General features: G+C 66.7%; 14 protein-coding genes. 9 read left to right on the top strand and 5 right to left on the bottom strand.

All coding sequences use genetic code 11. The annotated features are described in order from the left end of the window. From PMN64_RS37105 to mutM, 3 genes are all read right to left on the bottom strand, one after another. Positions 1-466 (bottom strand): gamma-glutamyltransferase (locus PMN64_RS37105; RefSeq protein ID WP_411784343.1); only part of this gene is annotated, 466 nt, incomplete at its 3' end. A 122-nt stretch (positions 467-588) separates the two neighbouring features. Further along, the gene (locus PMN64_RS37110) at positions 589-1,146 is read right to left on the bottom strand and encodes a GNAT family N-acetyltransferase (RefSeq protein WP_411784334.1); all 558 of its coding nucleotides are present in this window, start codon (positions 1,144-1,146) and stop codon (positions 589-591) included. A gap of 1 nt (position 1,147) precedes the next feature. Further along, positions 1,148-2,029 carry a bifunctional DNA-formamidopyrimidine glycosylase/DNA-(apurinic or apyrimidinic site) lyase gene (mutM, locus tag PMN64_RS37115; protein WP_411784335.1) on the bottom strand — a complete coding sequence of 294 codons (882 nt, stop codon included), beginning with the start codon at positions 2,027-2,029 and terminating at the stop codon, positions 1,148-1,150. Between the two features lie 141 nt (positions 2,030-2,170). Between mutM and ubiE the strand changes: the two genes are divergently transcribed. The 8 genes from ubiE (at position 2,171) to PMN64_RS37155 (ending at position 12,059) form a co-directional block, all read left to right on the top strand. Beyond that, on the top strand, positions 2,171-2,932 hold the full coding sequence (gene ubiE, locus PMN64_RS37120; protein ID WP_016844705.1) for a bifunctional demethylmenaquinone methyltransferase/2-methoxy-6-polyprenyl-1,4-benzoquinol methylase UbiE: 762 nt from the start codon (positions 2,171-2,173) through the stop codon (positions 2,930-2,932). Beyond that, positions 2,929-4,503, top strand: a complete 1,575-nt coding sequence (gene ubiB / locus PMN64_RS37125; protein WP_411784336.1) for a 2-polyprenylphenol 6-hydroxylase — start codon at positions 2,929-2,931, stop codon at positions 4,501-4,503. Before ubiE ends, ubiB begins: the two co-directional genes overlap by 4 nt. Positions 4,504-4,573: 70 nt before the next feature. Next, positions 4,574-5,998 carry a bifunctional phosphopantothenoylcysteine decarboxylase/phosphopantothenate--cysteine ligase CoaBC gene (coaBC, locus tag PMN64_RS37130; RefSeq protein WP_411784337.1) on the top strand — a complete coding sequence of 475 codons (1,425 nt, stop codon included), beginning with the start codon at positions 4,574-4,576 and terminating at the stop codon, positions 5,996-5,998. Further along, a complete protein-coding gene (gene dut / locus PMN64_RS37135; protein WP_411784338.1) occupies positions 5,995-6,453 on the top strand; it encodes a dUTP diphosphatase in 459 nt (152 codons plus the stop codon). The genes coaBC and dut overlap by 4 nt, the downstream gene beginning before the upstream one ends. A 319-nt stretch (positions 6,454-6,772) precedes the next feature. Next, on the top strand, positions 6,773-9,283 hold the full coding sequence (locus PMN64_RS37140; RefSeq protein WP_411784339.1) for an ATP-binding protein: 2,511 nt from the start codon (positions 6,773-6,775) through the stop codon (positions 9,281-9,283). Then, positions 9,280-10,803: a tRNA (adenosine(37)-N6)-threonylcarbamoyltransferase complex ATPase subunit type 1 TsaE gene (tsaE, locus tag PMN64_RS37145; protein WP_411784340.1), complete on the top strand. Its 1,524-nt coding sequence runs from the start codon at positions 9,280-9,282 to the stop codon at positions 10,801-10,803. The genes PMN64_RS37140 and tsaE overlap by 4 nt, the downstream gene beginning before the upstream one ends. 87 nt (positions 10,804-10,890) lie before the next feature. Next, positions 10,891-11,211 carry a PilZ domain-containing protein gene (locus PMN64_RS37150; protein ID WP_028341691.1) on the top strand — a complete coding sequence of 107 codons (321 nt, stop codon included), beginning with the start codon at positions 10,891-10,893 and terminating at the stop codon, positions 11,209-11,211. A 125-nt stretch (positions 11,212-11,336) separates the two neighbouring features. After that, positions 11,337-12,059: a nucleotidyltransferase family protein gene (locus PMN64_RS37155; RefSeq protein ID WP_411784344.1), complete on the top strand. Its 723-nt coding sequence runs from the start codon at positions 11,337-11,339 to the stop codon at positions 12,057-12,059. 12 nt (positions 12,060-12,071) lie between these two features. Here the strand turns inward: PMN64_RS37155 and PMN64_RS37160 are convergent, their stop codons facing one another. Both PMN64_RS37160 and PMN64_RS37165 read right to left on the bottom strand, forming a co-directional pair. Then, positions 12,072-13,085, bottom strand: a complete 1,014-nt coding sequence (locus PMN64_RS37160; RefSeq protein WP_411784341.1) for a DUF2891 domain-containing protein — start codon at positions 13,083-13,085, stop codon at positions 12,072-12,074. Further along, positions 13,082-14,005, bottom strand: coding sequence for a hypothetical protein (locus tag PMN64_RS37165; protein ID WP_411784342.1), 924 nt, complete (start codon positions 14,003-14,005; stop codon positions 13,082-13,084). The genes PMN64_RS37160 and PMN64_RS37165 overlap by 4 nt, the downstream gene beginning before the upstream one ends. 93 nt (positions 14,006-14,098) lie before the next feature. Between PMN64_RS37165 and PMN64_RS37170 the strand changes: the two genes are divergently transcribed. After that, positions 14,099-14,279: LysR family transcriptional regulator (locus tag PMN64_RS37170; protein WP_411784345.1), on the top strand; the 181-nt coding region annotated here is incomplete at its 3' end.

Consider the following 14,279-nt stretch of genomic DNA (forward strand, 5'->3'; position numbering starts at 1 on the left):
TCGCGGGCTGCATCACGTCGGCAAGACTCATGGTGCCGAAGCGGCGCAGCGTCTCGCACCAGGCCTTCAGCGAGCCCGGCACCGCCACCGCCTTCGGCCCGTTCAGGTTCTCGTTGCCGACGGTGTCGAACACGTCGTGTGCCGAACCGGGCTTCGAAGTGTAGGTATCCGGCCGCACCGCCTGCGGCACCGTGCTCTGGCCGTCGATGAAGCGATGGCTGCCGTCGGCGAGGCGGATATGCGCCATGCCGCCGCCGATGATGCCGACCATCATCGGCTCGACCACGGTCAGCGTGAACAAGGTGGCGATCGCCGCATCGATCGCATTGCCGCCGGCAGCCAGCATCTCGGCGCCCGCGCTCGATGCCAGCGGATGATTGCTCACCACCATGCCGCGGCTGCTGGTGGCCGGTTGCTTCTCGCATTGAAAACTTGTCGCGGCGCGGTCGCGCCAGGCGCCATTCATCGACATGCCGTTCGTCGCCATTGTGTTCTCGTTCTTGGTGGAGCGATGGGACCTATGTTCGCCAGCCTCGCATGCGCGGTCAAGCAGTCGCATTCGTCATGGCCGCATTCGCAAAAGCGATGTCAGCGTCGATCGCGCAGCCAAGTCTCGCGCGTGACCTTCCATTTCTCCGCTGTGGATTCGCCGTTGTGATGCGGAAGCTCGACGAAGCCGACGAATTCGGCTCCGGTCTTCTGCTTGACCCGGCGCGAGGCGACGTTGGACGGCGCGTTGCAGACATGGAAGCTGGCAAGGCCAAGCGTCAGGAAGGCGAAATCGTTCACCGCCGCGATCGCCTCCGTCATGAGGCCCTGATTCCAATACGGCTCGGCGAGCCAGAATCCGCGATTGCCCTTGCGGCCGTCGGCGCGCGGCCGGAAATTGATGTTGCCGATCGCCTCGCCATCGCCGGCACGCAACACCAGCACCCATTGATAGCTTTCCTCGCCGGCCGCGATCTTGTCCAGCTCCCGCTTGATAAAACTTTCCGCGCCGTCGCCGGGATAAGGCCACGGCACCACCGTGGCGAGAGTCCTGATCACATTCCAATTGTTGAAGTGACGCTGGATCGCCGCGGCATCCGACAGCGCAAGCGGCCGCAGGATCAGGCGCGGCGTGTCGATGCGCGGGGTCTCGAACATGTTACTTCTGGCACTTCGGACACCAGAACGTCGAACGGCCGTTCTGGGTGAAGCGCCGGACGATGCCCTCGCAGCCCGATGTGCGGCACGTCTCGCCTTCGCGGTCGTAGACCTGGAACGAATGCTGGAAATAGCCGAGATCGCCATTGGTCAATCGATGGTCGCTGATCGAGGAGCCGCCGGCCTTGATTGCCTGGTTGAGCACCGAATGGATCGCGCCGACCAGCCGTTTGGCGTGGTCGGTGGGCTCCGCTTTCTTCGTTGCCAGCGTCGCGGCCAATCGCCGCGGCGACAGATGCGAACGAAACAGCGCCTCGCAGACATAGATGTTGCCAAGTCCCGCCACCACGCGCTGGTCGAGCAGCGCGGCCTTCAGGCTGGTCTTCTTGTTGTGGCAGGAGCGCGCCAGCATCGCCGCGTCGAACGCGTTGCCGAGCGGCTCGGGACCGAGCCCTTTCAACAGCGGTTCATCCTCGATCGCGTTGCGCGCGATGATCTTCATGTAGCCGAAGCGCCGCGGATCGTTGAAGACGACGGCCGCACCCGACGACATGTGGAACACGACGTGATCATGCGCGCGATCCTCGCTGCGCGGATGGTGGAATTGCCCCGGCGTCGCCGCGCCCTCCTGCTTCAGCACGCGGAACGAGCCCGACATGCCCAGATGCATCAGCAAAACGTCGCCGGAGTTCAGGTCCGCCATCAGATATTTGGCACGGCGGCCGAGCCCGGTGATGGTCCGGCCCTCGAGCCGGGCGATAAAGTCTTTTTGAAACGGAAACCGCAAATCCTTGCGGCGGGCCTCGGCCTTGAGGATCCTGGACCCCTCCATGGCCGGCTGCAGGCCGCGGCGGACGGTCTCGACTTCGGGTAATTCCGGCATAGCAGGCATTCACCTTTTGGAAGTGACGTGATAGCGCCATTGCGGCCGCCGCGCTATGGTTTGGCTGGAGCGTTTTTCGAGCGAAGCGGCTACCGGTTCGCGTGAAGAAAGCGCGACCAATAAGGGTAAGAGTTCTGAGTGATGGATCGGCCGGATCAAACCACCCATTTCGGCTTCAGGGACGTGCCCCTGGGCGAGAAGCAGACGCTGGTGAACGACGTGTTTCACAGCGTGGCGTCACGCTACGACCTGATGAACGATCTGATGTCGGCAGGCCTGCACCGGGCCTGGAAGGACGTCATGATCACGACGCTCGATCCGCCGAAGGGCGACCGGCCGTTCGCGCTGCTCGACGTCGCCGGCGGTACCGGCGACATCGCGTTCCGGGCCGCCAAGACCGCGGGCGCGGGCTTTCATGCCACGGTCTGCGACATCAATACCGACATGCTCGCGGTCGGCCGCGAGCGCGCCGCGAAGCAGCACCTCGATGACCGCGTGTCGTTCGTCGAGGGCAACGCCGAGGCGCTGGGCTTCGCCGACCGCGCGTTCGACGCCTACACCATCGCGTTCGGCATCCGCAACGTGCCGCAGATCGACCTTGCGCTGCGCGAGGCCTATCGCGTGCTCAAGCCCGGCAGCCGCTTCCTGTGCCTGGAATTCTCCACCGTCGACGTGCCCGGCCTCGACAAGATCTACGATCTGTTTTCCTTCAAGGTGATCCCGCCGCTCGGCCGCGCCGTCACCGGTGATGCCGAGTCCTATCAATATCTCGTCGAGTCGATCCGCAAATTCCCGCGGCCGAACGCGTTCGCCGAGATGATCGGCGCCGCCGGCTTTGCCCGCGTGAAGTGGCAGAGCCTCTCCGGCGGCATCGTGGCGCTGCATTCGGGCTGGCGTTTGTGATCTCTGCACTGACCCACATCACGCGCCTCGCCCGCGCCGGTTTCGTGTTTGCGCGCGAGGGCGTGTTCGGCGTCGTCGATCCCGCGCTGGTGCCGCCACCCGGGCAGCTCGCGCTGAAGCTGGCGCGGCTGATCGAGCGCCGCTCGGCCAAATCAGGTCCACGGTTGTCGCGCGCACTGACGCGGCTCGGACCGGCCTATCTCAAGCTCGGGCAATTCCTCGCCACCCGCCCCGACGTGGTCGGCGTGGCGATGGCGCGCGATCTCGAAGCCCTGCAGGACCGGCTGCCGCCGTTCGCGCAGGAAGCGGCCGAAACCGTCATCACGCAATCGCTGGAACGGCCGTTGGCGCAGGCCTTCGTGCATCTGGGCCCTGCGGTTGCCGCAGCCTCGATCGCGCAGGTGCACCGTGGCGAAATCGAGCGCGACGGCGTGCGGCAGCAGGTTGCGGTCAAGGTGCTCCGGCCCAGTGTCGCCGCGCGCTTCCGCCGCGACCTCAGCGACTTCTTTTTTGTCGCGCACAAGGCCGAGGCGCATTCCGCCGAGGCGCGGCGCTTGCGGCTGATCGAGGTCATCAACACGATGTCGCGCTCGGTCGCGATGGAGATGGACCTGCGGCTCGAGGCGGCCGCGTTGTCCGAGATGGCCGAGAACACCCGCGACGATCCGGACTTCCGCGTCCCCGCGGTGGATTGGGATCGCACCGCGCACAGCGTGCTGACGATGGAGTGGATCGATGGCATCGCGCTGAACGATCACGTCCGGCTGGCACAGGCCAAGGTCGATTTGCCCGATCTCGGCCGCAAGGTGATCCAGAGCTTCCTGCGCCACGCGCTGCGCGACGGCTTCTTCCATGCCGACATGCATCCCGGCAATTTGTTCCTCGACGAGGCCGGCCGGCTCGTTGCCGTGGATTTCGGCATCATGGGACGGCTCGGGCTGAAGGAGCGGCGCTTCCTGGCCGAGATCCTGCTCGGCTTCATCACCCGCGACTATCGCCGTGTCGCCGAGGTGCATTTCGAGGCCGGCTATGTGCCGGGCCACCATTCGGTGGAAAATTTCGCGCAAGCGATCCGCGCGATCGGCGAGCCGATCCACAACCGCACCGCCGAGGAAATCTCGATGGCGAAGCTGCTCACGCTTCTGCTCGAGGTCACCGGCCTGTTCGACATGCAGACGCGCCCCGAGCTGATCCTGCTGCAGAAGACCATGGTGGTGGTCGAGGGCGTGGCGCGCGGCTTCGACCCGAAGCTCGACATCTGGAAGATCGCCGACCCCGTGGTGCGCGAATGGATCACGCAGAATCTCGGCCCGGCCGGCCGTATCCAGGGCGCGCTATCGGGCGCGGGCGAGCTCGGCCGCATCCTCGCCAACCTGCCGTCGATCGCCAACCGCGCCGTCACGGTGCTCGAGCAGCTGGAGACCATGACGCTGGAGGGCCACATGCTGTCGTCGGACTCGATCGACGCAATGGCCCGCGCCGAGGCCCGCAAGGCGCGGGTGCAGACCGTCGGCCTCTGGGTCATTGCGATCGCCTCCATCGCGATCTTCTTCGCCATCCGGGCGCACTGATTGCAATGCATGCACTATGTGATAGCATCGCTATCATATTTATTTGAGCATGATGCCTTGAGGGCACGCCATGGCCAGCCTGACCATCCGTAAACTCGACGACACGCTGAAGGCCTATCTGCGGCTGCGCTCCGCCAAAAACGGCCGCTCGGTCGAGGAGGAGGTCCGGGTGATCCTCCGGGACCTTGCAGACGGCGGTACGGAGCCTGCCGAGGCGCCCGGCCCGGGTTCCGCGACAGTGGCAGCCCCTGCTCCGCGGGCCGCCAGCGCGGCCGGCGAGCCGCGCGTCACCCTGATCATCGGCGGGGGGATAGCGGCCTACAAGGCGCTGGATCTGATCCGGCGGCTCAAGGAACGGCACATCCAGGTCCGCTGTGTGCTGACCAAGGCGGCCCAGCAATTCGTCAACCCGCTCGCCGCCAGCGCGCTGTCGCATGAGCGCGTCTACACCGACCTGTTCGACGCCGAGAGCGAATTCGACGCCGGCCATATCCGCCTGGCGCGGGACTGCGACCTGATCGTGGTGGCGCCGGCGACCGCCGACCTAATGGCCAAGATGGCGCAGGGCCATGCCGACGATCTCGCCACCGCCACCTTGCTGGCGGCCAACCGGCCGATCCTGCTGGCGCCGGCGATGAACCCGCTGATGTGGAACAATCCGGCCACCCGCCGCAATGTGCTGCAGCTCCGCCGCGACGGCGTCCATACCGTCGGACCGAATGCGGGAGAAATGGCGGAAGCCGGCGAAGCCGGTGTCGGCCGGATGGCCGAGCCGACCGAGATCGCCGCCGCCGCCGACCGCATGCTGCGCCCGCCGCAGCCGCGTCCGCTGGCCGGCAAGCGGGTGCTGATCACCGCGGGCCCGACCCATGAGGCGATCGATCCGGTCCGCTACATCGCCAATCGCTCGTCCGGCAAGCAGGGCTTTGCCATTGCCGCCGCGGCGCGCGCCGCCGGCGCCGAGGTGGTGCTGGTGACCGGCCCGGTCGAGCTCGACGACCCCCAGGGCATCTCGGTCATGCGCGTGGAGTCCGCCCGCGACATGCTGCATCGGGTCGAGGCGGCGCTGCCGGTCGACGTCGCGATCTTCGCCGCCGCGGTCGCCGACTGGCGGGTCGCCACCGAGGGCAGCCAGAAGCTGAAGAAGACCGCGGCCGGCATGCCGCCGCTGCAGCTGGTCGAGAACCCCGACATCCTCGCGACAATTTCCAAGCTGAAGGAGCAGCGGCCGCCGCTGGTGATCGGCTTCGCCGCCGAGACCGAGCATCTGATCGAGAACGCCAAGGCGAAGTTCGCGCGCAAGGGCTGCGACTGGATCGTCGCCAACGACGTCTCGCCGGCGAACGGCGTGATGGGCGGCGACCGCAACACCGTTCACCTGCTCTCGCGCGAGGGCAAGGACGTCACCGTCGACTCCTGGCCCGTCATGACCAAGGAGGAAGTCGCGACCGCGCTGGTGTCGCGCATCGCCAGAGCCTTAGGAACCGCATCGTGAGCGCCACCATCAAGGTCGAAGTCCACCAATTGCCGCACGGCGCCGATCTCTTGCTGCCGATCTATCAGACCGCCGACGCCGCCGGCCTCGACCTGCTTGCGGCGGTGCCGCGGTCAGCGCCGCTGCTGCTGCTGCCGGGCCGCTACGAGATGGTTCCGACCGGGCTGACGATCGCGCTGCCGCCGGGCTATGAGGCCCAGGTGCGGCCGCGCTCCGGCCTTGCCGCCAAATACGGCGTCACGGTGCTGAACTCGCCCGGCACGATCGACGCCGACTATCGCGGCGAGATCAACGTGCTGCTGATCAATCACGGCCATGAGGTGTTTTCGATCCGGCGCGGCGAGCGCATCGCGCAGATGTTGATCGCGCCGGTCACGCGGGCCGAGCTGGTTCCGGTCGACGTGCTGTCGGCGACCGGGCGCGGCAGCGGCGGCTTCGGCTCGACCGGACGCTAGAGCGCGAAGTGTGCGGACGAGCTTCGGGAGATCACGCTTCGTGCGCTCTCCGCATGACTACGAAGTCAATTCGCATAAAATCCGCGCCACCCGGCGGCATTTTTTCACAGGGGATTCTGCGTTCACGGTCTGGACTCTTACTCGCCGAGTCCCGTTGGGACTATTCTGTTTTGATTCGAGCGCGACGGGGGGTCTTCGTCGGGCTGACTGGTCCTGCTTGGGCATGATCGGCGGACAAACGTTGTACGTTTGCCGTGAGGGAACACCGGTCTCCTCTTTTCCGGATCATGCCTGGGGTTTGTGCGTTCTGGGGCAACATATGTCGGGCGTAGTCGCGGCAATGCGTCGAACCCTGCTGTCATGCACCTCACTGGCGCGCGACGGCATGATTGGGCTCGCCATCACCGCATTGCTGCCGGCCCGCACCGCGTTCGCCGCCGAGAGCCCGGTCGCCCAGGCGATGTCGGATCATTTCGGCTTCAATCACCAGGAGGTCGCGGTCCTCGCGACGTCGCTTGCGCTGGTCGGCTTCTCGGCCGTCGCCGCGATCCTCTTGATGCGCACCCGCGTGCGCGCGACGAGGGCCGAGGAGCAGTTGCAGTCCGAGATCACGGACCTGCAGGCGCAATCGGACCGGCTCCGCGCGCTGCTGTTCGTCGAGCCGCAGGTCCTGATCTCCTGGGCCGCGGGCGACAACCGGCCGCAGATCTCGGGCGACATCTCGCTGGTGATGTCGCAGGAAGGCTCGCCGCAACGCGTCCTCGCCTTCGGAACCTGGCTGCCGCCCGAGCCGGCGCTGCAGATGGACCACGCCGTCGACGCGCTGCGCGAGAAGGGCGAGGCGTTCCTGCTCAACCTCTCGACATCGGCCGGCCGCGCCATCGAGGCGATGGGCCGCGCGATCGGCGGCCAGGCCATCGTGCGGATCCGCGAGCTCGGCGGCCTGCGCCGCGAGCTCGCCGAATCGCACCTGCGCTACAAGACGCTGCAGGAGGAAACCGAGCTGCTGCGCGATTTCGCCGCCGCCGCGCCATGGCCGATCTGGGCCAAGAGCCTCGAGGGCAATCTGCGCTATGCCAACGCGGCCTATGTCCGCGCCACCGAGGGCAAGAGCGTGTCCGACGCGCTGCAGCGCAATCTCGAACTGCTCGAAAGCGACCAGCGCACCGAATTGACCCGCGCGCTGAACGACAATGCCAATTATGCCGCGCGGCTGCCGATCGTCGTCAGCGGCGAGCGGCGGATCTACGACGTGCAGGCGCTCAAGCTCTCCGGCGGCAGCGCCGGTATCGCGATCGACGCCAGCGAAGCCGCGGCGTTGCGCGCGGCGATCGCGCGGATGGTCGAGGCGCACCGGCGCACCCTCGACCAATTGTCCTCGGGCGTCGCGGTGTTCGATGCCGACCGGCGGCTCACCTTCTACAACGAGTCCTATCGGCGGCTGTGGGGCCTCGACCAGGCCTTCCTCGACGGCAACCCCGACGATTCCAGCGTGCTGGACCGGTTGCGCGCCAACCGCAAGCTGCCCGAGCAGCCGGACTTCCGCGCCTGGAAGGCCAAGCTGCACGAGGCCTATCGCGCGGTCGAATCCGAGACCTATACCTGGTTCCTGCCCGATGGCCGCGCCATCAGCGTGGTCACCACGCCGAACCTCGAGGGCGGCGTCACCTATCTGTTCGACAACGTCACCGAGAGCCTCGACCTCGCACGCCGCTACGACCGCCTGACGCGGGTGCAGCGCGAGACCCTGGACAATCTCGGCGAGGCGGTCGCGGTGTTCGGCAGCAACGGCCGCGCCGAACTGTTCAACCCGCCCTTCGCCAAGATGTGGAAGCTGCCGGCGGACGCGCTGCAGGGCGAACCGCATATCGAGGCGGTGGAAGCGCTGTGCCGGCCGCTGTTCGACGACGCCCTGACCTGGCGCACGCTGCGCGAGCAGATCACCGCGATCGAGAACCGCGCCCAGGTCGCGCTCAAGCTCGAGCGCAAGGACGGCAGCGTGCTGAATTGCATGACCATCCCGCTGCCCGACGGCAAGACCCTGCTCGCCTTCCAGGACATCACCGACACCGAAAATGTCGAGCGGGCGCTGCGCGAGCGCAACGAGGCGCTGGAAGCCGCCGACCAGATGAAGGTGGACTTCGTCCACCACGTTTCCTACGAGCTGCGCGCACCGCTCACCACCATCATCGGCTTCGCGCATTTCCTCAGCGATCCCTCAACCGGACCGCTGACGCCGAAGCAGGCCGAATATCTCGACTACGTCACCAAATCGACCAACGCGCTGTTGGCGCTGACCAACAACATTCTCGATCTCGCCACCATCGACGCCGGTGCGATGAAGCTCGAGCTCGGTCCGGTCAATATCGGCCAGGCGATCGAGGCCGCCGCCGAAGGCATCCAGGATCGCCTCGCGACCGACCGCATCACGCTGAAGGTCGATATCGAGCCTGAGATCGGCGCCTTCGTCGGCGACGAGCGGCGCGTGGTGCAGGTGTTGTATAATCTGCTCGCCAACGCGGTCGGCTTCTCGCCGCATGACGCCACCGTCACGATCAGCGCGCACCGCACCGAGCACAGCGTGGTGTTTGCGGTGACCGACGCCGGTCCCGGCATTCCGGCCGAGATGCGCGACAAGGTGTTCAACTGGTTCGAGAGCCATTCGCACGGCTCGCGGCATCGCGGCGCGGGGCTTGGCCTGTCGCTGGTCCGCTCCTTTGTCGAACTGCATGGCGGACGGGTGCGGGTCGATTCGACCGTAGGCCGCGGCACGACCGTGACCTGCGACTTCCCGATCGACCAGACCGCACATCGCAACGCTGCTGAATGACGGCGACCTCGACATTCTCGGTGGCGCTCGCGAACGAGACCGCGACAGCGGAGCTGATGGCCGACCTCGCGCTCCTGATCGGCGCCGGCGACGTCATCACGCTGTCCGGCGACCTCGGCGCCGGCAAGACCACGGCCGCGCGCGCGCTGATCCGTTACCTCGCCGCCGACGATGCGCTGGAGGTGCCGAGCCCGACCTTCACGCTGGCACAGAGCTACGAGCTGCCGTCGTTTCCGCTCGTCCATGCCGACCTCTACCGCATTAACGACGCCAGCGAGCTCGAGGAGATCGGGCTGTCGCCGCTGCCCGACGACATCGTGGCGCTGATCGAGTGGCCGGAGCGCGCGCCCGATGCGATGCCCGCCAACCGCATCGATATCGCGTTCAGCCATCGCCCGGCGCTCGGATCGGCGGCGCGCGCCGCCGAGATCACCGGCCATGGCAAGGGCGCAGCGAAGGTCGCGCGACTCAACGAGCTGCGTCAGTTCCTCGATCGCGCGGGCTTTCTCAATGCCCGGCGCGAACGCATGCCGGGCGATGCCTCGACACGCTCCTATGCGCGGCTGCGCAACGACGACGGCACCGTCATCCTGATGAACTCGCCGCGTCGTCCCGACGGCCCGGCGATCTACAGCGGCCAGTCCTACAGCGCAGCAGTGCATCTCGCCGAAGACGTCAGGCCGTTCGTCGCGATCGGAAACGGCCTGCGCAAGCATGGTTTCTCCGCGCCTGCGATCCGTCACATCGACCTCAAGTCCGGCTTCCTCATCACCGAGGATTTCGGCGCCGAAGGCATCATCGATGGCGATCCACCGCAGCCGATCGCCGAGCGTTACGAGGCGGCCGTCGACATGCTGGCGGCGCTGCATCGTGAAGTGCTGCCGGAGCAATTGCCGCTGACATCAGACGAGAGCTACGACATCCCGGTGTTCGACATCGACGCCTGGCTGATCGAGATCGGGCTGATGCTGGAATGGTACCTGCCCGACCGCGGCGTGCAGCCGAGCGAGGAGCTTCGCGCCGAATTTCTCGGGATGTGGCGCGGCCTGCTTGAGAAGCCCGCGGCGGCGCCGCGGACCTGGGTGATCCGCGACTTCCATTCGCCGAACATCATCTGGCTTGCCGAACGCACCGGTATCCTGCGCGTCGGCGTCATCGATTTCCAGGACGCGCTGCTGGGCCCCGCGGCCTATGACGTGGTGTCGCTGCTGCAGGACGCGCGGCTCGATGTGCCGGAGCAGCTCGAGCTGTCGCTCTTGACCCGCTACATCAAGGCGCGGCGCGCCACCGATGAGAGCTTCGATCCGGCCGGCTTCGCCGAGCTCTATGCGATCATGTCGGCGCAGCGCAACACCCGCCTGCTCGGCACCTTTGCGCGGCTCAACCGCCGCGACGGCAAGCCGCAATATCTCAAGCACCAGCCGCGGATCTGGACCTATCTCGAGCGGTCGCTGGCGCATCCGGCGCTGACCAGCTTCCGCATCTGGTACACAGCCAACGTCCCTCCTCCAGTACCGTAGTTTACGGGTTATTAGCCTCAGGCCCCCTAAGGTTGCCGAGCCCGCACCTGATCCATGGCGCGGCCGGATCTGGAGCGGGACCACACGATGGGGACGGAACGACGCAAGGGCGATCGTGTCACGTTTGAGCGCGGCATAGCGGCGCACATGATGGGCATCGACGGCACCTGGCGGCGCGACTGCACCATGGAAGACGTGTCGGAGACGGGCGCCAAGCTCTCCGTCGACGGCTCGGTCGAGGGCCTGAACCTGAAGGAGTTCTTTCTGCTGCTGTCGTCCACAGGATTGGCCTATCGCCGCTGCGAGCTGGCATGGGTCAATGGCGACCAGATCGGCGTCAACTTTCTCAAACAAGGCGACAAGAAGAAGAAAACTGCCAAACGCGGCACGCAAGCTGCCGACGTCTAGGCCAGGGTCGTCATTGCCGTCTTACGGCCGTCATGTCCGATGACTATGGCGTCTGATTGATGTGCTTGCCGAATCGCCGTGATATGATCGGCGCATGAGAGATGATGACCGAGAATATCCGGAAGATGCCCGTCACACCCCATAAGGCCATGGTGCTCGCTGCGGGCCTCGGCGTGCGCATGCGCCCCCTGACCAACACGATGCCGAAGCCGCTGGTCAGCGTCGCCGGCCAGCCGCTGCTCGACCATGTGCTCGACAAGCTCGCCGGCGCCGGCGTCAGCGAAGCCGTCGTGAACGTGCATTATTTGCCCGACCAGATCATCGAGCACGTCAAGACCCGCAGCCGTCCGCGCGTGATCATCTCCGACGAGCGCGACCAGGTGCTCGGCACTGGCGGCGCAGTGGTGAAGGCGCTGCCGCTGCTCGGCGACGCGCCGTTCTATCATCTGAACGCTGACACGATGTGGATCGACGGCGTGCGCTCCAATCTGGCGCGGCTCGCGGAAACCTTCGATCCCGCGCGGATGGATATCCTGCTGCTGATGGCGCCGACCGCCTCGAGCATCGGCTATGGCGGGCGCGGCGACTATTCGATGTTGCCGGATGGCGCCTTGCGCAAGCGGCGCGAGCATCAGGTGGTGCCGTTCGTCTATGCCGGCGCCGCGATCATGTCGCCTGCGCTGTTCGCCGACGCGCCGGCCGGCGAGTTCTCGCTGACCAAGATCTTCGACCGCGCCAACGAGCAGGAGCGGCTGTTCGGCCTGCGCCTCGACGGCGTCTGGATGCATGTCGGGACTCCCGACGCGATCCAGGCTGCGGAAGAAGCCTACCTGGAAAGCGTCGCTTAGGCGGCGCCGTCGTCAGTCATCGGCGTCGATCGCGAGCGCCGCAAAGCTAGCAAGCCAGTGTTCGCCCATATAGTCGCTGGCGATATGCGGCAGGCCGGCGCCGAGATGGCGGCGCGCAGCATCCTGCAGAATCGGACGACGGGCATCGGCCGCCGGCAATGCGCCGGCCAGCGCCCGCCAGCACCATGCGCGGCTGAGATTGAGCCCATCGAGATGCGCCAGCTTGCCGTCCGTGCGATCGGTGACCGTGGCGGGCCGGAACAGGGTTGCCGGTTCGCGCAGTTCGAGCCGCGGCAGGAAGCGGTCGAACCAGGGCAGGAAGTCGCCCGGTACCAGCAGCCGGCGCATGCACTCCGCTTCGATCAGCGCGGACGACTGGAAGTCGTCGCCGCTCGGCTCACCCCAGGCCGGGCAATCCTGATCAGCGCCGTACCAGCGCAGCGCCGTGTCGCGCAACAGCGCACTGAGCGCATCGTCCTGTGTCACTGCGGCGTAGTCGGCTGCCATGCGCAGCCCGAACGCGGTATTGAAATGGGTGCCGACCCGCACCGGATAGGTGGCGAGCGGCAGGAAATCGCGGTAGCGCTGCGCGAAGATCCCGGCCAGCGGAGCGATCCGGTCGCGCCAGCTGTTGTTCTCGAGGAGCGAGAGCTCTGCCGCGAGCTTCAACAGCCAGCCCCAGCCGTAGGGCCGCTTGAAGCCGCGTGCGGTCGGGGCGGCGAGATAGCTGCATTCGGCCGCGATCTTCTCCGCAACGAACTGCGCGTCGAACAGCGCGCGGATGTCGTCCGCCGCCCCGGATGAGGGATAGCGGCGCAGCAGCCGGGCGAGCATCCAGTAGCTGTGGACGCAGGAGTGCCAGTCGTAGCTGCCGAAGAACACCGGATGCAGTTCGCGCGGCGTGCGCGCGTCCTGCGGCCCCGCCAGCACGTGATCCGGCTTGTTCGGATATTCGCGCGTGACATGGCCAAGCGCGATGCGCGCGAAGCGGACGGCGAGCTCTTCGGTCAGGATCGTCGCGCTCATGGTGAGGCATTCTCCTTGCGCTCGCGGCGAACGAGCATCTCGATCAGCCGCGGCGTCATATAGATCGGAAACTGCGTGGCGGCGAAGAACAACGCCGTCATCGGCGACACCGCAGCGCCCATCGCCGACCAGACCAGTCCGACATTGCGGTTGCCGAGAATGAGGCCGCTGGTCAGCCGCGCAGCCAGATTGCCCGGCGTGAGCAGCGCGCCACACAATTGCAGGGCAAGATTGCAGGCGAAGGCAAGGCCGACGCAGGTGAACGCGGCGGCCGGTTGCGCTTCGATCTGAGCACGCACCCCGGCCATGGTGGCGATCGCGAACAGCAGCACCGAGGCGAGCACGAGCGCGTCGATGATCCGCGCATGCTGCGCCAATCGTGCAGCGGCCTGATTGCGCAGCAGCAACGCCAGCGCGCCGGCGGCGCCGACCAGCAGCGCCAGCCGCGTCGCAAGCGCCAGCGGATCGAGCGCGAGATCGGCAAATCCCGCGGCGATCAGCGGCACGGTAACCGGCGCCAGCGCCATCGACAGCAGCGTCACGGCAAGCGGAATGGTTGCGTCGAAGCCGAGCATGCGCGCGACCGCCGCCGTGCCACTCGACGGCGGCGCACACACCGACAGCACCAATGCGACGATCAGCTCCGGTCGAAAGCCGGCGCCGCGCGCCGCAAAGCCGACCGCAAGCGGGCTCGCCAGCATGGCGAGCGCCGGCAACAGCAGCCAGACCAGCGGCCGCCGCAACGCACGCCGGAACGCCGTCCCGTCGACCTGGAGGAAGGTGCCGAGCACCAGAACGAAGATCGCCGCCGCCATCAGCGGGCGGGCGCCATCCGCCAACGCAGGGAAAGCCAATCCCGCCAGCACGCCGATGATCAGCAGGGTCGGCCCGCGCGGCACGAGCCGTTCAAATCTCGCCAAATTCCTGGGTCCCGTCGTCATGTCCGACCAACGAGCATAGGCCAGGGCAAATCATTGTTGAAATCGATTATTCTTATAGGCACTATTGCTACGATGAATTTAGCCGCCATCGATCTCAACCTGCTGGTCGCCTTCGAGGCGCTGATGGAGGAGCGCCATGTCACCCGGGCGGCCGAGCGCATCGGGCTCGCCCAGCCGTCCATGAGCAGCGCGTTGCGGCGGCTGCGTGCGCTGTTTGCCGACGAACTGTTCCTGCGTGCCGGCGCGGGCATGC

This window comes from Bradyrhizobium sp. UFLA01-814, from assembly GCF_046718885.1.
In the GTDB taxonomy this organism is placed as follows: domain Bacteria; phylum Pseudomonadota; class Alphaproteobacteria; order Rhizobiales; family Xanthobacteraceae; genus Bradyrhizobium; species Bradyrhizobium elkanii.